Source organism: Massilia sp. CCM 8734, assembly GCF_011682155.1.
Classification (GTDB): Bacteria; Pseudomonadota; Gammaproteobacteria; order Burkholderiales; family Burkholderiaceae_D; genus Telluria_A; species Telluria_A rubra.
The window spans coordinates 31,980-50,561 of the sequence record NZ_WHJI01000010.1 but is presented as its reverse complement, the minus strand read 5'-3'; the positions used below and the strand labels follow the sequence as shown (position 1 = coordinate 50,561).

17 protein-coding genes are annotated in these 18,582 nt (G+C 61.5%); 11 read left to right on the top strand and 6 right to left on the bottom strand.

Annotated elements, in window-relative coordinates:
• Window positions 1-85: 85 nt before the first annotated feature.
• From atpG to F2P46_RS11450, 3 genes are read left to right on the top strand one after another with little or no spacing between them, the layout of a single operon-like run.
• Complete coding sequence (gene atpG / locus F2P46_RS11460; RefSeq protein WP_166889069.1) at window positions 86-961, top strand: F0F1 ATP synthase subunit gamma; 876 nt, start codon at window positions 86-88, stop codon at window positions 959-961.
• Between the two features lie 32 nt (window positions 962-993).
• Window positions 994-2,394, top strand: coding sequence for a F0F1 ATP synthase subunit beta (atpD, locus tag F2P46_RS11455; RefSeq protein ID WP_054265482.1), 1,401 nt, complete (start codon window positions 994-996; stop codon window positions 2,392-2,394).
• Between the two features lie 56 nt (window positions 2,395-2,450).
• Window positions 2,451-2,873: a F0F1 ATP synthase subunit epsilon gene (locus tag F2P46_RS11450; protein ID WP_099873373.1), complete on the top strand. Its 423-nt coding sequence runs from the start codon at window positions 2,451-2,453 to the stop codon at window positions 2,871-2,873.
• An 87-nt stretch (window positions 2,874-2,960) separates the two neighbouring features.
• Here the strand turns inward: F2P46_RS11450 and F2P46_RS11445 are convergent, their stop codons facing one another.
• The 5 genes from F2P46_RS11445 to F2P46_RS11425 form a co-directional block, all read right to left on the bottom strand.
• A complete protein-coding gene (locus tag F2P46_RS11445) occupies window positions 2,961-3,155 on the bottom strand; it encodes a hypothetical protein (RefSeq protein WP_166889066.1) in 195 nt (64 codons plus the stop codon).
• A gap of 228 nt (window positions 3,156-3,383) precedes the next feature.
• On the bottom strand, window positions 3,384-3,848 hold the full coding sequence (locus tag F2P46_RS11440; RefSeq protein WP_208296587.1) for a hypothetical protein: 465 nt from the start codon (window positions 3,846-3,848) through the stop codon (window positions 3,384-3,386).
• Window positions 3,842-4,255, bottom strand: coding sequence for a glucosaminidase domain-containing protein (locus tag F2P46_RS11435; protein WP_166889064.1), 414 nt, complete (start codon window positions 4,253-4,255; stop codon window positions 3,842-3,844). Before F2P46_RS11435 ends, F2P46_RS11440 begins: the two co-directional genes overlap by 7 nt.
• Window positions 4,256-4,542: 287 nt before the next feature.
• On the bottom strand, window positions 4,543-6,786 hold the full coding sequence (locus tag F2P46_RS11430; protein WP_166889061.1) for a M9 family metallopeptidase: 2,244 nt from the start codon (window positions 6,784-6,786) through the stop codon (window positions 4,543-4,545).
• A 300-nt stretch (window positions 6,787-7,086) separates the two neighbouring features.
• Window positions 7,087-8,994, bottom strand: coding sequence for a M6 family metalloprotease domain-containing protein (locus F2P46_RS11425; protein WP_208296586.1), 1,908 nt, complete (start codon window positions 8,992-8,994; stop codon window positions 7,087-7,089).
• Window positions 8,995-9,403: 409 nt separating this feature from the next.
• Here F2P46_RS11425 and F2P46_RS11420 point away from each other — a divergent pair, with 409 nt between their 5' ends.
• The 4 genes from F2P46_RS11420 (at window position 9,404) to F2P46_RS11405 (ending at window position 12,996) form a co-directional block, all read left to right on the top strand.
• Window positions 9,404-10,072 carry a hypothetical protein gene (locus F2P46_RS11420; RefSeq protein WP_229509232.1) on the top strand — a complete coding sequence of 223 codons (669 nt, stop codon included), beginning with the start codon at window positions 9,404-9,406 and terminating at the stop codon, window positions 10,070-10,072.
• A gap of 167 nt (window positions 10,073-10,239) precedes the next feature.
• On the top strand, window positions 10,240-11,649 hold the full coding sequence (locus tag F2P46_RS11415; RefSeq protein WP_166889055.1) for a serine hydrolase: 1,410 nt from the start codon (window positions 10,240-10,242) through the stop codon (window positions 11,647-11,649).
• Between the two features lie 73 nt (window positions 11,650-11,722).
• A complete protein-coding gene (locus tag F2P46_RS11410; protein WP_166889052.1) occupies window positions 11,723-12,163 on the top strand; it encodes a CoA-binding protein in 441 nt (146 codons plus the stop codon).
• Complete coding sequence (locus tag F2P46_RS11405; protein ID WP_166889049.1) at window positions 12,160-12,996, top strand: PPK2 family polyphosphate kinase; 837 nt, start codon at window positions 12,160-12,162, stop codon at window positions 12,994-12,996. The genes F2P46_RS11410 and F2P46_RS11405 overlap by 4 nt, the downstream gene beginning before the upstream one ends.
• A gap of 4 nt (window positions 12,997-13,000) precedes the next feature.
• Here F2P46_RS11405 and F2P46_RS11400 read toward each other — a convergent pair whose 3' ends face one another.
• Window positions 13,001-14,356 carry an HD domain-containing phosphohydrolase gene (locus tag F2P46_RS11400; protein WP_166889046.1) on the bottom strand — a complete coding sequence of 452 codons (1,356 nt, stop codon included), beginning with the start codon at window positions 14,354-14,356 and terminating at the stop codon, window positions 13,001-13,003.
• A 176-nt stretch (window positions 14,357-14,532) separates the two neighbouring features.
• Here F2P46_RS11400 and F2P46_RS11395 point away from each other — a divergent pair, with 176 nt between their 5' ends.
• From F2P46_RS11395 to F2P46_RS11380, 4 genes are all read left to right on the top strand, one after another.
• On the top strand, window positions 14,533-15,123 hold the full coding sequence (locus F2P46_RS11395; RefSeq protein ID WP_166889043.1) for a glutathione peroxidase: 591 nt from the start codon (window positions 14,533-14,535) through the stop codon (window positions 15,121-15,123).
• 267 nt (window positions 15,124-15,390) lie between these two features.
• Window positions 15,391-15,900 carry a GNAT family N-acetyltransferase gene (locus tag F2P46_RS11390; protein ID WP_166889040.1) on the top strand — a complete coding sequence of 170 codons (510 nt, stop codon included), beginning with the start codon at window positions 15,391-15,393 and terminating at the stop codon, window positions 15,898-15,900.
• Window positions 15,901-15,949: 49 nt separating this feature from the next.
• Window positions 15,950-16,906, top strand: a complete 957-nt coding sequence (locus F2P46_RS11385; RefSeq protein ID WP_166889037.1) for a LysR family transcriptional regulator — start codon at window positions 15,950-15,952, stop codon at window positions 16,904-16,906.
• Between the two features lie 81 nt (window positions 16,907-16,987).
• Complete coding sequence (locus F2P46_RS11380) at window positions 16,988-18,568, top strand: GMC oxidoreductase (protein ID WP_166889034.1); 1,581 nt, start codon at window positions 16,988-16,990, stop codon at window positions 18,566-18,568.
• Window positions 18,569-18,582: the final 14 nt, after the last annotated feature.

Here is an 18,582-nt window from a genome sequence, read left to right as displayed (position 1 = left end):
TTAATAAGTTGTGGGACGGACTTGAGCGTAGCGAAAGTCGGTCCTCAACATGCTAAACGGCTGGATACAAAAGGAGTAAGGACTCATGGCAGTAGGCAAAGAGATACGTAACAAGATCAAGAGCGTAGAAAATACGAAGAAGATCACGAAGGCGATGGAAATGGTCGCCGCGTCCAAAATGCGCAAAGCGCAGGACCGGATGCGTGCCGCTCGCCCTTACAGTGACAAGATTCGTAACATCACCTCGCATCTGGCTACGGCGAATCCGGAATACACGCATCCGTTCATGGCGCAAGGCAAGGACGTGAAAGCGAAGACCGTTGGTTTCATCGTCATCACGACCGACAAGGGTCTGTGCGGCGGCATGAACACCAACATCTTGCGTCTGTTGACGCAAAAGACCCGCGAGCTGGAAACGGCTGGCAACAAAATTGAAGCGGTTGCCATTGGCAACAAAGGTTTGGGTTTCATGAACCGCGTTGGCGTGAAGGTCGTGTCGCATGCGATCCAGATCGGCGATACGGTCCACCTCGACAAGCTGATCGGGCCGATCAAGGTCATGCTCGACCGCTACGAGGAAGGTGAGCTGGACGCAGTCTATATCTGCTACACCAAGTTCGTAAACACGATGAAGCAAATCCCGATGGTCGAGCAGCTCTTGCCGCTGACCGCCGACAAGCTGGAAGGCGACAAGAGTAGTCACGCATGGGACTACATCTACGAGCCGGAAGCGCAGACCGTGATCGATGAACTGCTGGTGCGGTATGTGGAAGCGCTGGTGTATCAGTCAGTGGCCGAAAACCTCGCGTCCGAGCAATCGGCGCGGATGGTGGCGATGAAAGCGGCAAGCGACAACGCCGGCAGCGTCATCGGCGATCTGAAGCTGATCTATAACAAGACCCGCCAGGCTGCGATTACCAAAGAACTCTCCGAGATCGTCGCCGGTGCGGCCGCGGTCTAAACCCGAATTTAAATACTATTGAAGGAACGAACATGGCTGATGGCAAAATCGTTCAGTGTATCGGCGCTGTGGTGGACGTTGAGTTCCCACGCAATGCAATGCCGAAGGTTTTCGACGCACTGAAAATGGCAGGCTCCGAACTGACCCTGGAAGTACAACAGCAGCTCGGCGACGGCATTGTCCGTACCATTGCACTGGGTACCTCCGACGGTCTGCGTCGCGGCATGGTAATCCAGAACACCGGCAAGCCAATCATGGTACCGGTCGGTAAAGCGACCCTGGGCCGTATTATGGACGTGCTGGGCAACCCGATCGACGAGTGCGGTCCGGTATCGCACGCGCAAACCGCATCGATCCACCGCGTGGCGCCTGCGTACGACGAACTGTCGCCATCGCAAGACCTGCTGGAAACCGGCATCAAGGTGATCGACCTTGTTTGCCCGTTCGCCAAAGGCGGTAAAGTCGGTCTGTTCGGCGGTGCTGGTGTGGGCAAGACCGTGAACATGATGGAACTGATCAACAACATCGCAAAAGCACACTCGGGCGTATCCGTGTTTGCCGGCGTGGGTGAGCGTACTCGCGAGGGTAACGACTTCTACCACGAGATGGCTGACGCCAAAGTGGTCGATCTGGAAAATCCAGAGAACTCCAAAGTGGCGATGGTCTACGGTCAGATGAATGAACCGCCGGGTAACCGTCTGCGCGTTGCGCTGACCGGCCTGACGATCGCTGAATCGTTCCGTGACGAAGGCAAAGACGTTCTGTTCTTCGTGGACAACATCTACCGCTTCACCCTGGCCGGTACCGAAGTGTCCGCACTGCTGGGCCGTATGCCATCGGCAGTGGGTTACCAGCCAACCTTGGCCGAAGAGATGGGCCGTCTGCAAGAGCGCATCACCTCGACCAAGACCGGTTCGATCACCTCGATCCAGGCCGTGTACGTCCCTGCGGATGATTACACCGATCCATCGCCAGCAACCACCTTTGCTCACTTGGATTCGACCGTTGCCCTGTCGCGTGACATCGCCTCGCTGGGTATCTACCCTGCGGTCGATCCACTCGACTCGACCTCGCGCCAGCTGGACCCGCTCGTCGTCGGCCAGGAACACTACGACACCGCGCGCGCTGTCCAGGGCACCCTGCAGCGCTACAAGGAATTGCGCGACATTATCGCGATTCTGGGCATGGATGAGCTGGCACCGGAAGACAAACTGCTGGTCGCACGCGCACGCAAAATGCAGCGTTTCCTGTCGCAGCCATTCCACGTTGCTGAAGTGTTTACCGGTGCTCCTGGCAAATACGTTTCGCTGAAAGACACGATCAAAGGCTTCAAGATGATCGCATCGGGCGAACTGGATCACCTGCCTGAGCAAGCGTTCTACATGGTTGGCACGATCGAAGAAGCAATCGAAAAAGCCAAGAAGCTCAACTAAGACAGGCGAAGGCGCCGCGCTGACTCAGCGGGGCGCCGGAACCCGATAGGACACACATGGCAAACACATTTCACGTTGACGTGGTATCGGCCGAAGCCAGTATTTTTTCGGGCGAAGCCGAGTTCGTCGCGTTGCCGGGTGAAGCAGGCGAGCTGGGGATTTATCCCAAGCACACCCCGCTGATCACGCGCATCAAGCCGGGTGCGGTACGGATCAAGGTGGCTGGCCAGGCTGAAGAAGAGTTCGTCTTCGTCGCTGGCGGCATCCTGGAAGTGCAGCCGAACGGCGTGACCGTGCTGGCAGACACCGCGATTCGCGGTGGCGACCTGGACGAAGCAAAAGCACTGGCCGCCAAAAAAGCGGCCGAAGAAGCAATGGTCAACAAGGTATCGAAGATCGATTACGCCAAGGCGCAAGCCGAGATGGCGGCTGCGATTGCCCAATTGCAGGCAATCCAGCGCTTCCGCAACAAGCGTTAAGCAGGTGGCGGGCTGGACCCGCCATAGTAAAAAAGGCAGCCGAGGCTGCCTTTTTTATGTCTGCTTTGCTACCGTGGCAGACTGTGGCTACCTGTTTCTGGCCCAGGCACTGAGCAACAGCAAGACGGCGGTGCTGACCAGCAGCGAGACGGTGAGCAAGCCTTTCGACGCCGGGTTGAGCGTCGCCAACTGCTGTAAAAAGTTCGCGGATGCGAAACCCGATAAAAACATCGTCGCCAGCGCAAGCGCCGCGGCAACGAACAGCAAGATCATCAAACGCATTGCTTCTCCGATAAGATAATCGCCTTCCTTGTCCTAGGTATCAGTCGCGCCCCGGATGTTCAATGCGCATGTGAATCGACATTTTTCCAGGGCCCCCAGGCAATCTCAAGGGTGATGGTACACCTTCGACCTTGCAGCGGCATGAGTCGCTCTTCTCTCGTGGGTAGTACACGAACGATGTTGTCAAATAAGGCTTCAGCATGAGCAAACAAGCGGCATGGGAAAGCGTTAGTCTGTACAGCCCAATCCCCGGCGCAGAACACTTTCGTCGGCAGCGCTTATTTTCGTTTTGGCGCGGATTTGATGTTGAATACGGCGCAAGTCTGGGAAAGAAAACATTTCACAAGTGTTGGTTTCCCAAATCTCTCCGCTTGAAACACTGACAGAGAATAATCCAATGAACTCAAGGGCACCGGCCTTTGGATTAGCATAAGTTAAGCTGAAATCGAGGTATCCCGGATGTGGGATATTTCCATGCCTGTTAGTTAATGGGCCCTCAAAATAGAGGCCTTTTTTAGTTGTGTTATAACCCTCGCGACTCAAAGTAAAAACGAGTAATTGTTTGGCTTGCGTCGAATTCAGCCCTTGAGGTTGTATCTGGCCAAGATTTACGGGCGGCACGCGTGCTGCCGATACGTTTGATATCGCCAAGAAAAACGCTATCAACAGTGCCCAAGTAGGTTTCCCTAACACGCCAAGCGCCCCTTAACTGCAATAATGAGGCCGAGGAGATAGTTTGCAAAACCTGCACGCCCTCCATCTTCATTTTTGCCGGTATTGAATCCCGCTCTGACTAAGGCGTTAGCGAAGTCGACAGGATCCCGTTTCCCCTGCACAAAAGGCCCCCATTTCGTTTTAAATGATTCTACGCTGTCAATAGGCCTTCCATATTTGGCAACCTTAACTTTTGGATCGTTGCGTGCGACCTCGAAGCCGACCTGGCCAGGTGCCGGCGAGCGCATGGAAAAGTAGTTTTTACAATCTATCGAAATACGTCCACGTCTATACCCACTTTCTTCAGCAGCCAAGCCGACGAGATTTTCTAGCGGAATATCAAGGTCCTTCGCAACCTGCACACAATATGGACCAAAAAATTTCACAAAACCAACAGAATCTAGGTCGTTACGTGAATTTTTGCCATAGAAAACTCCGTATTTATAGTGTAAATAACAATATGTATTCTACATCAAAACGTTGTCAATTTAGTCGACTATAGCGAAGCAATGAGTTGAAACTTGGTGAGGCGTTACTTCTCATCTCTGTGAGACCCGGAAAAATTCTTCATGTTCACGTTTAGTGATCTCAGGCGGGGGAGATTGGCATTAGGTAAATAATAACAAACGCCGTCACGAGGACGGCGTTTGTCTTGCAAAACTTCGCTTGCTGTTTAGTCGTACGTCGCGCTGATGGTCACGCCGCTAAAACTTGGCTTGGCCTTGAGCATGATGTAATACCACTGGCCGCTGACCGGCGCGGCGATGTTGACGCTCTCGCTGTTGCCGCTGGTGACCGATGCGGAATCGTACCAGGTGGTCGACGGATAGCGTCCGCGTGACACGTACATATCCGCATTGCCGCTGCCGCCGCTGGTAAACAAGCGCAGGTTCTTGGCGCCGGCAGGCAACAGGATGTGGGCGTAGCTTTCGCTCGACGAGGTAAAGCCGGTAATCGAGCAGTTCTTGCCCAGGTAGCTGCCCTGATTGCACGCCGGCAGGTTCACCTGCGGCAGCGGCGGTTCGCCGGCGGTGGTGGCGGTCTTCACCCACGCGGCAAACTCGGCGTCGTAACGGGTGCCGATATAGCCCATGTAGTTCTGGTAGCCATCGTAATCGCCCACCCGGAACTTGCCCAGCACCGCATCCACATCGCTGCGGTGCTTCTCCACCATGAAACGGGTCGCCATATAACCCCAGCGATAAGCGCGGTCGGTATAGTCGCCCATCGAATAGGTATTGCCGAAGATCTCGCTCAGCTTGTAGGTGCTGGTGCGCGCCTTGTCGATCGATGGCTGGTTATTGTTGCGCAGCGACAGATACTCGCCGATACCTTCGATCCACCACACGCTCGGCTTCGACACCGCCGCGCCAAAGTCGCCGAACATATTGAAGCGCCCGTCCAGGTAGTGCACATATTCATGCTCCAGGTTCCAGACCGAAAACGCCGGACGCAGCCACGATGCTTCATGCGCGATAAAACGCGCCTGGTTGGTAGCCGACTCGGGATTGCCTTCCAGGTACATGCCGCCGTTATTGGTATCGATATCGTAGATAACCGACGCGTACTTGCCGTAATTGGCGTAATCGTCGAAGACCACCAGTTCCAGCGTGGCGTTCTTGTCGTTAGCGACCGGCACGCGCTTGGTCAGCAGCATGTCGTGGAAGTAGCCTTCCTCTTTTTGCAGGATGGCGCAGGATGACTGCAGTTGGGCCAAGGTCATTTCCTGGGCACGGATGCGCAGGGTCGGGCTGCAGGTATGGCTGACCTTGAGCACGGTATCGGCCAGCTTTTGCTCGTAACCGCAGGTGCCATACACCGCGCAATTGGCATTGTCATAATATTTTACGGCCGAGGCCGCCGCCAGCCAGAGGGCGCTGTCGGCGCCGGTCATGCTGCTGCTGGCCAGGGTGGCTTGCACCATCGGCTTGACCGTGGCTTTTTGCGCCGCGTGCTGCATGAAGCGGAACGCTTCATTGGCCGCATCGTTGAGCATGTAGGCGGTCGACGTGCCCAGCAGCGCGGACTTGTTTTTCACAACGAAGTTGTTCAATGCCACCGGATAGCTGGTGTCGCTTTGCAGCAGCGGCAAGGCGTCAGGCCGCGAATGGGCGTAGAACAGCACCGTCAGCGCCGAGGTCAGGCCGCCGGCGGCGTCGCTTTGCTTGATCGCATCGACCGCGTTCGGCGTGCTTGGCGAGTTGGTGAAGCGCACTACCAGCTTTTTCATCGATGGCAGGAAATATGCCTCGTCATGGGTATTCGTGATCAGCTTGATGACCTCGGCCGCCGTGCTGCCGGCCAGCGGATTGGTCTTGTACAGCACCGTGCCTTCAACCAGGTTCCTGATCGGCGCGCGCAGCGATGCCGTATACGCGGCCGATGGCGTGGCAATCGTGCCGCTGCCGCCCAGGTAGTAACCGGCGCGCAAATACAGCGCCAGGTTGACCAGCGCGCGGTTGCTGGCGTTGTAAGCGCTCGCTTCTTGTGCGAAACGGGCCGCGACCGCATTCATGTTGGCGCTCGAGTAGGCTTTGACGGCCTGCGCGGCGGTCAGCGAAAACAGCGGATAGGTGCACTCGAAATCGGGCATGGCCACCAGGTAATCGGCCAGCGCGGCGCCGTTGTAGCTGGTCAGCGTATCCATGTTCTTGCACTCGGGCGTGGCCGCCATCAGGCTCATGCGGCCGGTTTCGGGCTGTTTCGGCATCAGGTCCACGCGCGGCTTGGTGGTGGGCGCCACATTGAAGCGCTGTTGCTCGACCGTCGGCGGCAGGCTTTGGCGCGCGTGCGGCATCGGCGCTTGTTTCAGGCGTTCGTGCGTATGACCCGTATCGGCTTGCTTTGCATAGCTGACGCTGCTGAAACAGGCGCTGACCAGCCCGGTCAAAAGAATAATTTTGTGTTGTGTAAACATTGTCTCGCTCCTTTTAATTGTCATGATCGATCTGGTGCGCGCCGGCCAGGATGTGGTCCGGCGCTTTGCTCATGGGACGGAAAAGGGTCAATTCCGCCCTGCAGCAAGCCATCAGGCGTGCCGATACTATCCCTAATGCATACGGGGAAATACCTGATCGGGCGGGCAAAGATGCAATTTGTTCAATTTCTCCGGCAGGCCTGGTAAATACGGCACAGTATGGTGGAAAGCAATGACGAAAAAGCCACACATCCGGGCAGCGGAGGTGTGGCTTGAGCAAGGCTCTGGCTTGCTGAGGTGTTACTTGGTGACGGTCAGCTTGTACTTGCCGGCGCCGCTATAGGACGAGACGATGATGCGGTAGTAGCCGGCCGCGGCCGCGTAGCTGATCTTTTCCTGCGAGGCGTCGCCGGTCGACTCGGCCGCCATGGCCCACACATTGTTTTCCCACTTCTCGATGCGCAGGTCGAAGTCGGTGCCGGCCTGGCCGCCCAGGACGGCGGCCAGGGTGCCGCCCTTGTACTCGAACCATGGCGATGGATGGATCGCCTCGCCCTTCTCGGCCAAGCTGCCGTTGTAGACGTTCCCGGTCGAGGTCGGCGTGGTCGCGCCCACGTCGAAGCTCACTGTCTTGCCCGGCGCGCTGATATTGGCGATCGCCAGGCCCGACGCATAGCCGTTCCACCACAGCGAATTGGTGCCCTTGGCGCTCAGCGCGTTCGGCACGCCGGCGTTGAAGGCGCGCGTTGCCACGCCGTCGTACAGGTCGCCGCCGTCGCCCTGGTTCAAATTGTTTTCCGGATCGCGCTTGCCGTCCGCGTGTTCCATCTGGATATACGGATGCCACTCGTCGTCGTTGGTGCCGGCCGGATCGATGTGGAACACGGCCAGGCCCTGGTCGGGCTGGTACAGGTTCTGCTCGCTCTTGTGGATCGCTTCCACGTAAAACGCTTCGGCCGCGTTGGCCGGATTGCTCCAGCGGTACAGCGAGTGGCCGGCGGCCGCCATCGACAGGCGCCCGGTCGGCGCGCTGCGGTTGATGGCCGGATTGAGTTCGATGGCCGTGTCCCATCCCGCCAGGTAGCGCAGGAAACCGGCCGGCCGGGTCGGCCGGAACTGGCTTTCGTAGCCCACGCCGCCAAAACCCATCACGCAGAAATTGGCCACCGAGCCTTGCGAGCTGCCGTCGTAGTCGTACAGGTCGGGCCAGCCCATGATCAGGTGGCCCGATTCATGCACGAAGGTGCCGATCGCCAGTTGCTTGCCCATGTCGCTGATCTGGTAACTGCCGGTGCAGGCGCCGTTGCTGCAGAACTGCTCGCCCAGCCAGCCCATGTGCGGCCACAGGCCTTTCGACCACGGGCTGTCCGCTTCGCCCGCGTAGAAGAAATTCAGGCCCAGGATATGGCCGCTACTGTCGCGGCTGAGCGTGGAAAAATCGAAGCCTTCGCTGCTCTTGACCCAGTTCAGCGCTTCCATGATCAGTTCCTGCGCGCGCGTGCCGCTGTCCAGGCTGGCGTCAGCGTAGTAGCTCTTGGGGCGCTTGGCGCGGTAGTAGCGGGTGACGCTGTTGCTGTAGTCGAGCTTGTTGCCGGAGACGGCCAGGAAGTAGCCGCGCACCGATTGCGCGTTGCCGAAGCCGGTGTAGTTGGCGTCGTTCAGGAACGATTCGACCTGCGGCTTGGTGATCGTGCCCGGTGCGTCGGAAAAATCGATGATCACGGTCAGGCCGCGCATCTGGCCGGTGACGGCGGCGGTGGCGGCCGCGCTCGGGACCATCATCGCGGCGCTGGCTTTCTGCGCCAGTTCCAGGCTGCGTCCGTGCATTTTCTGATAGCGCTGCCTGGCCAGGCGCGCCTTGGCGGCCGTGGAGAGGCCCGGCTCGCGCTTGTCCTGGGCGGTGCTGAAGGTGCGCAGCCTGGCATTCGTGGCCAGCACGCCGCTCGAGACCAGCTGGTCGCCCGTGGCGTTCACGTGCGCATAGCAAAAACCGCGTTTGGCATGATCATAAATGATCAGCGAACCGTCTTCGGTACGCTGTTCGGCGTAGTAATCGTTGCCGTCGAGGCGAATTTTCAATACTTCGCCGCCCGGCTGGCGGAATTCGTAGCCATGACCCTTGTACGGAATGGCCGCATGGGATGTTAACGCCGCCAGCGACAGCACCATGCCGGCAGCTGCCGTGAGACTTGCACGCATCAAACTCATTACTTCTCCAAAGTTATAAAAAATGCAAGTATGCATGGGCAAAAAGTGCTCGTCTTGGCACATTTCGGCGCATCTTCATCGAAATCAGCATAAAAATCGTCGATACAAGCCCTACGAACCATTTCCGGAATCAATGATATTTCCGTCGGGACAGCATATATTTTTACTTTGACCGGCTTTCTTCTTGTGCATTAGGATTATTAAATACACACTATCGACTTGAACCACGACCAGGGCCGTTGTCGCCATGTTGAACCGCCTGCTAAAGAAAGCACCACCACCGCCTGCCGTTGTCCCTTCGTTCACGAAGCGGCGCTTTTTCGGCACTGAGCAAAAAGCGTTTTACGGCCGCCTGCGCCGCGCACTGCCCAGGTGCTATATTTTTCCCGACGTCGCGTTGAGCAAACTGATGATCCCGAGTAATCCGGATCCGAAGATCAAACGCAGTCACCAGGACCACTTGTCCGGGCGAAAAGTCGATTACGCCGTCTTCGATGCCCGTTTGCACCTGCTGTTCGTGATCGAGCTGACCCTGCCGCCGGCGCCGGGCGCCCATCCCGACACCATTCCTATCGCGGCCCTGATGGCCAGCGCCGGCATTCGCCGCTTCAGCTGGCCCAAGGACAACCTGCCGTCGACCGAACAGACCCTGCGCGCGCTGGCCGATTATTCGGCCGAGAACATGGCCAAGGAAGACGGTGGCGGCGTTCTCGGGCCCTCCTCGCAACTGGGCGAGCCCGAGCACACCGATGCGATGCCCGTGGTCGACAGCATCATCCAGCCGCGCGGGGCCAGCACGCTGACGCTCGAAGCGCTGGCCGGCATGGCGCCGCAGGGTGCCTTGAAAACATCCTATCCGCACGTGTGGGAACGCATCTGCCTGTTCTGCACTGAACCGCGCCACCTGCACCAGTACCTGCATTCGCTGTCGATGCAGGACCGTGGCGTCAAGCGCGCCGGTTTTTCGGAAGAAGCGCTCAACGAAATCGCCCGCATCCAGGTCGCCAACGTCGGTTACCTGCAAACCCAGACGGCGCCGGAACGGGCCAGCTGGAACGACGTCTTCACCGACCGCTGAGGCCTGCGCCGCAGCCCGCCGCGCGGCCCGCAGCGGCGCGGCTTGTCGTGCCTATTGACCGCTTGATATCCTCAATCCGCCGTTCGTCGCAGCGGCGGCCACGGCCATGCGCGCCGCACCTATAGTCTGGTCTGCAGTCGCCCATCAACCACACTTCAGGAACCAGCATGTTCAAACTGTCCGCCCTCTGCGTCGCCACCCTGGTTGCGCTGCACGCACCGGTCGCTTTTGCCCAGGATGCCGCCCGTCCCGCCGTCGAGCAAGCCCTGGCCGAGCGCATCGACGCCGCCATCGCCCCCTACTACAAAGCCGATGCGCCGGGCGCGACCGTCATCGTCACGCAAGACGGCAAGACCGTGCTGCGCAAGGCCTACGGCATGGCCGACGTGTCCAAGGGCACGCGCATGACCCCCGACATGGCCATGCGGCTCGGCTCCATCACCAAGCAGTTCACCGCCGTTGGCATCCTGATGTTGGTCGATGAAGGCAAGTTGGCGCTGGACGATGACGTTAGCAAAGTCCTGCCGGAGTACCCCACGCGCGGCAAGCGCATCACCATCGAGCATTTGCTGGCCCACACTTCGGGTATCGTCAGCTTTACCAGCAAGCCTGCCTTTTCCGCGACCGACGGGCGCGACAGAACGGTGGCCGAGATGATCGACACCTTCAAGAACGACGCGCTCGAGTTCGAGCCGGGCACGCGCTGGGCCTACAACAATTCCGGCTACTTCCTGCTCGGCGCGGTGATCGAAAAACTGTCCGGCCAGACTTATGCCAGGTTTATGGAAGAGCGCATCTTCACGCCGCTCGAGATGCGCCACACCGCCTACGAAGGCCACGAACGCAGCAGCGGCCCGCGCGCCGCAGGCCACAGCAAAGGCTGGTTCGGGCGTGTCACCACGGCCAAGCCGATCAGCATGACGCAGCCGTACGCGGCCGGCGCGCTGGTCTCGACCGTGGACGACCTGGCGCGCTGGGATGCGGCCATTAGCGCCGGCAAGCTGCTCAAGCCGGCTACCTGGCAAAAGGCCCACACCAGCGCCGTGCTGGCTGACGGCAAGCCGACCAACTATGGCTACGGCTGGCAGGTCGGCAAGCTGCGCGGCGTGCCGCTGGTGGCGCATGACGGCGGCATCGACGGCTATTCCACCTCGGCCTTGCGGCTGCCGCAGCAAAAAGTGTATGTCGCGGTGTTGAGCAACACCGACGCACCCAAGATCCAGCCCGACATGGTGGCCAGCAAGGCGGCGGCGATTGCCATCGGCAATCCCTTCCCCGACTTCAAGGCCGTGAAAGTCGACAACGCGCTGCTCGACGCCTACGCCGGCACCTACCGCATCGACGCTACCGCCACCCGCAGCTTCAAGCGTGACGACGGCAAGCTGATCATGCAGCGCACCAACCGCGATCCGGTCACCCTGACGCCGTACGCGAACGACAGCTTTTTCATGCCCGCTTCGCTGACCACCTTCGTGTTCGCGCGCAACGCCAAGGGCGAGGTCAGCCACGTGCTTGTCCACAGCCAGGGTTCGGACATGATCAACCAGCGGGTCGACGCGCCCTCCGGGACGCCCTAAGGGACGCCCTAACGTACGCGGCGGGAGCTGGTAAATCTGCTACGCTCGCCAGACACACAACCTGGCGAGCCCCATGAGATCCATTCCCACTATCCTGAAAGACAGCAAGACGATCGCCGTGGTCGGCCTGTCGAACCGGCCCGAGCGCGCCAGCCACGCCGTGGCCGCTTACCTGCAACAACACGGCTACCGCATTCTCGGCGTTAATCCGGCGTATGCCGGCCAGGAGATCCTGGGCGTGCCGGTCTACGCCAGCCTGGCGCAGGCCGCCGCCGCCTTGGAAGACGCCGCGTTGGAGGACGGTGCGCGCATCGACGTCGTCGACTGCTTCCGCACGCCAGACGCCATGCTCGCGCTGGCGCGCGAAGCGGTCGACATCGGCGCGCGCTGCCTGTGGATGCAACTCGGCGTGGTCAACCAGGAAGCGGCCGACCTGGCCGTCGCCGCCGGCCTCGACGTGGTGATGGATCGCTGCATGAAAATCGAGCACGCGCACAGCGGCGGCGCAGCGTGAAGGCGCGCACCCGCTTCCGGGCCCGGCCCGGCCTCAAGCTGCGCGAGGAAGACGCCGGCGCCACCCCGCTGCGCGACGATGGCGGCAAGCATCCCAAGTCGAAAGAGCAGATCAAGGCGCACGAGCGCGGGCTGACCGATGAGCTGACCGCGAAGATTGCGCTGCATCAGCAGATGCTGTTCTCGCAACGCCAGCAAAAAGTCCTGCTGGTGCTGCAAGGGATGGATACGTCGGGCAAGGATGGCACGGTGCGCGCGCTGTTCAGCCGCATCAACCCGATGGGCCTGCGCGCCGCCCAGTTCAAGGCGCCCAGCCTGGACGAAGCGGCGCACGATTTTTTATGGCGCATCCACCCGCACGTGCCGGGCGCCGGCGAAATCGCCATTTTCAATCGCAGCCACTATGAAGACGTGCTCGTCCCGCGAGTGCAGAGGTTGATCGACGCGAAGGAATGCATGCGCCGCTACGCGCATATTGCCGACTTCGAACGCATGCTGGCCGAGACCGGCACGGTGATCGTCAAGGTGTTCCTGCATATCTCGAAGGATGAGCAGCGCGCGCGCCTGCAGGCGCGCCTGGATGACCCCGAAAAGCAATGGAAGTTCGACGAAAACGACCTGCTCCAGCGCAAACGCTGGGATGACTATCAGGATGCCTACGAACGGGCGATCGCCGCCACCGACGCCGACCACGCGCCGTGGTACGTGATTCCCGCCGATTCCAAGACGCACCGCAACCTGCTCATCGCCAGCTTGCTGCTGGAAGTCATGCAAGACCTCGAACTGCGCTTCCCCGAGACCGACCCGCGCCTGTCGAAGCTGAAGGTCGAGTAAGCCTTCAGGCCGCCCGCGCTTGCACCTGGGGCAGGCTCGGCTGCGCCCGCACCTGCAGCGCGGCGGTGTCGGACGCGCCGCCGTCGAGCAAGCCGATCAACTCGGCGAGCATCGCGCGGTCGGTCGGCACGTCGGCCGTGTTCAGCGCCAGGTCGCGCGCGATGTCGCGCAGGCGCCAGGTGATTTCGCGCGTGGCCACCGCCTTTTCGAACTGCAGGGTGCCGTCGTCGTGCTCGTGCAAGCCATGATTGTTTTTCAGATATGCATCAAGCCCGGTGCTGATGAAGGCGCGCTCGATGTTCCTGATGCGCGCCAGCGTCCGCTGGATCAGGGCCCACACGCGCGGCGAGCGCCCGATATCGTCGCGCAGCATCTGCTGGCCGCTCTCCAGCGAATCGGCAATGCGCCACCACAGCCGCGTAATGGCGACGTCATCGTTCTCGTCGGGCCGGGGCAGGGCGACCGGGCGGTTGGCCGGCTGGGTGCGCAAGGCGCCCGAAATGGCCGACAAAAAATGGTGCGGATGCTCGCCCGGGATGATCTTCAGCGCCAGTTCGGCGCGCTCGAGCGGATAGTCCTTGTGCAGCACGCCGGCCAGCATTTCCGCCACCGACACCGCCAGTCCCGGCCCGCTGATCATGCCCCCGGCCGACTGGCGCGGATAGCCGGTCCCATCGAGCCGTTCATGGTGTTCCGACACCGCCCGCGCCACCGATGCCGGATACGCTTCGAGTTCCGAAATGAGCATCTGGCCGATGCGCGGATGCACCACCAGATGCGCCCACTCGTGCGGCAACAGGCGCTTGCCCGGCGCCAGGTAGGCCGGGTCGATGTACAGCTCGCCGATATCGTGCAGCATGCCGGCCAGGCCGGCCGCCATCTGGTCGTCGTTCGACAGTTGCAATTTTTTGGCCATGCCGATCGCCAGCAGGCTGACCGTGACACTGTGTTCGAGCGCCTGCGGATCGTCGCGGTCGGTGAGGGTGAGCATCATGCGCATGGCGTGGCCGAAATGCATGTTCGCCAGCAGCGTCTGCGGCGAAATACCCCGCCCGGCGTTGTGCCCCAGGATACGATTGATCGGCACGCTGGTGTCGAGAATGCGCCTGGCGGTAGCGAGGATCAGGCCGTTGTCGGCGCCTCCCACGGCGCTCAGCGACGATTCCAGCGTCTTCTTGAGCTTGTGCCCGCCGAAGGTATCCTGCTGGGCGCGCGTCAATCTGGCGCCCTTGGCCACCAGCTTCATTCCGCGCACGTCGACAATTTCTTCGCTGGCGGCGACATCCATCACCTCGGTCAGGTTCATCAATTTGTTCAGGTAGTGCTGGTTGACGCTGGTGCTCAGGCTGGGACGCTGCATGGGGGGCTCCGTAAAGATGCACACATGATAGCAACTATTTCCCAAAAGAATCAATCTGGGTATCAAATATATGCTGCTTTTTTTAGCAAGGTAGCCGTTCCGGCCACCGCCGCGCCGCCGTCAACGGCGAATTGACATAGAATGAAGTCCCCATTCCCCACCGCATGGAAACGACAATGTTCAAGATTTCGGCACTTCTCCTGGCGGGCCTGTCCGCTATTGCATTGACCGGCGCCCCGGCGCGCGCCCAGGCCCCGGCCGCCGCGCCGGCAGCGGCCCCGGCAAGCTGCCCCGCCTTGCTCAAGCACAGCTTCAAGCGGCTGCAGGATGAAGCGCCGCAGGACCTGTGCCAGTACGCCGGCAAAGTTGTGCTGGTGGTCAATACGGCCAGCTACTGCGGCTACACCACCCAGTACGAAGGGCTGGAAAAGCTGTACGCCAAATACGGCAGCAAGGGCCTGGTCGTGCTCGGCTTTCCGTCGAACGACTTCGGCAAGCAGGAACCGGGCAGCGCCAAGGAAATTGCCGACCTCTGCTACAACACCTATGGCGTCAAGTTCCCCATGTTCGCCAAGTCGGTCGTCAGCGGCGCCAACCCGAATCCCTTGCACGCGAGCCTGATCAAGGCCACCGGCAAGGAGCCGAAATGGAACTTCACCAAATACCTGATCGACCGCAACGGCAAGGTCATCGAACACTATCCGAGCAAGGTCACGCCGGAAGACAAGCAACTTGTCAGCAAGATCGAGCAAGCCCTCGGCAGCTGAGTACCAGCGCTGCGCACCAGGGCGGCCCCGCACCGGGCGCGTCCTGGAGTAGTGTGACTTACCACAACGCGTTCCCGGTAGTCAGTTTCTCAAAAGACACTAAAAATGCTAAAATAGAACTCTCGTTCTATTCCCGGTATGTCTGATGCTCCCCACTCCCGACTACGCGTTCTTCGCCGAACGCCTGCGCGGTTTTTTTGCCGTTGCCGGCCACGACGGCGTCACGCTCACCTTGGCCGAGGTCGGCCAGGGCGCGCGCCCGTGACGATGAGGCCGACACTGCGCCCGATCCGGGCCGCCGACCACGCGTTCCTGCGTAGCGTGTACGCCGCCGCGCGCGCCCAGCAAATCGCCCTGTCCGGGTGGGATGTGGCCACCGCCGACGCGTACGTGCGCATGCAGTTCGACGCCCAGAACGGTTTTTATCGCAAGCGTTATCCGGCCGGCCATTTCGACCTTGTGCTCGACGGCGACATCGCGGTCGGACGCCTGTACGTGGCGCGCGAAGCGCAGCGCATCCACGTGATCGACCTCGCCATGCTGCCGGCGTACCGCAACCGCGGCGCCGGCAGCGCGCTGCTCGCAGCGCTGCAGCGCGAAGCGGGCGCGCGTGGCGCCGCTGTCACCACGCACGTCGAATTGAACAACCGGTCCATCTCGCTGTACCAGCGCTTCGGTTTTCGCGAAATCAGCAGCGCGGGCTTTCACCGCCTCATGGAATGGCGCACCGACGCGCCGCCCGGGAGTATTCACGGCCAGTCGGTTTGCAAGGCATGATAGGTTTTACAATCCGTGCCCGCAGTGCGCCCCCCTACCGGCTTACTTCATGAATAAATTTGTTGAAATGCAGTTGTTTGTCACCGTCGTCGACGCCGGCAGCATGACCGAAGCGGCGCGCCGCCTGGGCACCCCCAAGTCCGTCGTGAGCGAACGCTTGCAGCAGCTGGAGCGGCGCCTCGGCATCGCCTTGCTGGTACGCGGCCGCAAAATGGGGATCACCGATCCCGGCCAGATTTTCTATGCCCATTGCGTACGCATCCTGGCGCAGGTGTGCGAAGCGGAAGACGCGGTCCTCGACGCGCAGGCCAGCATGCGTGGCCAGTTGCGCGTGGCGGCGCCGATGGCGGCCAGCGTGCGCTATCTTGGCCCTATGCTGGCCGCGTTCGCCGCCAGGTATCCGGACTTGCGCATGGAGCTCGACCTGAGCGACCGCTACGTCAACATGCACGACGAGAACTACGACGTGGCCATCCGCATGGGTAATCTGCAAGACTCGACGCTGGTCGCCCGGCCGATCACCATCAACCGCCACCTGGTCTGCGCCAGCCCGGCCTATCTGGCCGCGCGCGGGATGCCGCTCCATCCGGACCAGCTGGGCGAGCACGACGGGCTGTTGTACGGAAATCGCGAACCCCAGGGCACGTGGCAACTGCAGGTCAATGGGAAGGTTGAATCCTTCCGCATCCGTAACCGCCTGTGCACCGATAGCGGACACCAGTTGCTGGAAGCGGCCAAGGCCGGGCTCGGCCTGGCCATCCTGCCGACCTTTCTGGCGGCCGACGCTATTGCCGCCAACGAGCTGCGCATCGTCATGCCGGCATTTTCGCCATCGGGCGGGGTGGTCTCGGCCATCTACCGGCAATCGCACCGGGCCTCGCCCAAGATCCGCACGCTGGTCAACTTCCTGGCCGAGCAGATCGGCGACCCGCCCGTGTGGGAACAGCAGATCCGGGCCGAGCTCGACGCCATTGGGACAGAACGTTCGGAAAACCCGAACCAGTGATTCGTTTTTAGTTGCCTTATGCTAATTCGGCAAACGCTCTAATCTTCGCCCCCGGTGGACCTGCCACCGATCGGAGAGAAGATGAACAAGCAATCGCACAGTATCCAAGACGGCCGCCAGCAGTACAGCGCGGCCACCCCGGCCAGCGCCACCGGCGGCGCGGCCAAGGCGGCCGACGTGATCGTCGTCGGCGGCGGTTCGGCCGGCGCCGTGCTGGCACGGCGCCTGAGCGAGAACCGCCAGCGCGCGGTGCTGCTGCTCGAAGCGGGGCACAGCTACGACGCGGCCGGCTATCCCGCCGCCATCGCCTCGAGCGACATCCTCGGCGCCAACGGCGACCCCGCGTTCGAGTGGGGTTATCGCAGCGAACCGGGCTATATCGGGCACGCCGTCGGCGCCATTCGCGGCAAGGTACTCGGCGGCAGCTCGGGGGTGAACGGCGCCGTGGCGATCCGCGCCCGTCCCTCTGACTTTGCCCGCTGGAACCTGCCAGGCTGGGGCTATGCGGACATGCTGCCGTACTTCAAGCGCTTGGAGACCCGCAGCGGCGGCAGCGACGCCCTGCACGGGCGCAGCGGACCCTTGCCGGTGCGCCAGCTGACGCGGGCCGACCTCACGCCCATGCAGCGCGCCTTCATGGACGCCACCCTGGCATGCGGCTTCCAGGCCGTCGCCGACTTCGACGGAGCCGACGCCAACGGGGTCGGACCGTACCCCATGAATATCGTCGATGGCGTGCGGGTCAACACCGGCATGGCCTTCCTGCCGGACGCCGTGCGCGCCGCCGCCAACTTGCGGATTCGCCCCGACTGCCTGGTCGACAAGATCCTGTTCGACGGCCGGCGCGCCATCGGCGTGCAACTGGCGGACGGGGAACAACTGTTCGGCGGCGAAGTGATCCTCTCGGCCGGCAGCTATGGCAGCGCCGCCATCCTGCTGCGTTCGGGCATTGGCCCGGCCGCCGACCTGCATGCCCTGGGCATCGCGCTGGTGGCCGACCTGGCGGTCGGGCAAAACCTGGTCGACCACCCCTTCTATTACAACGCGTATGCGGCCAGGCCGGACGCGCTTGGCGCGCAGAGCCCGGTGATCGGCGCCAAGCTGTGGACCGCCAGCAGCGGCGCCCGGCCCGGCGAGCTCGATCTCCACATCACGGCCACCCACCTGTTCCCGCACGAACAAAGCCCGACCGGGGTGGGCTTTGTGCTGGCGGTGGCGCTGACCCGCCCGCTCTCGCGCGGACGGCTGACCCTGGCCAGCCGCGATCCGCTGGCCGCGCCGCGCATCGACCTCGGTTTCCTGTCGGCGCCCGAAGACCGGGCGCGCATGCTGGAGGGCGTCAAGCTGGCGCGCAAGATCGGCGCCGGCGCGCCGCTGGCCGCCATGGTGCATGCCGAACTGAGCCCGGGGCCGCAGGCGCAGTCGGACGACGCCATCCTGGCCTCGATCATGGCCACCGTCGATACCTATCACCACCCGACCTCGACCGCCCCGATGGGCCCGCGCAGCGATCCCTCGACCGTGGTCGACACCGACGCACGTGTCCATGGCCTGCAAGGGCTGCGCGTGGTGGACGCCTCGATCTTCCCGGACGTGCCCTCGGTGGCCACGAATATCACCGTCATCGCCACGGCAGAGCGCATTGCCAGCCTGTACGCCTGAACACCGCTTTACCT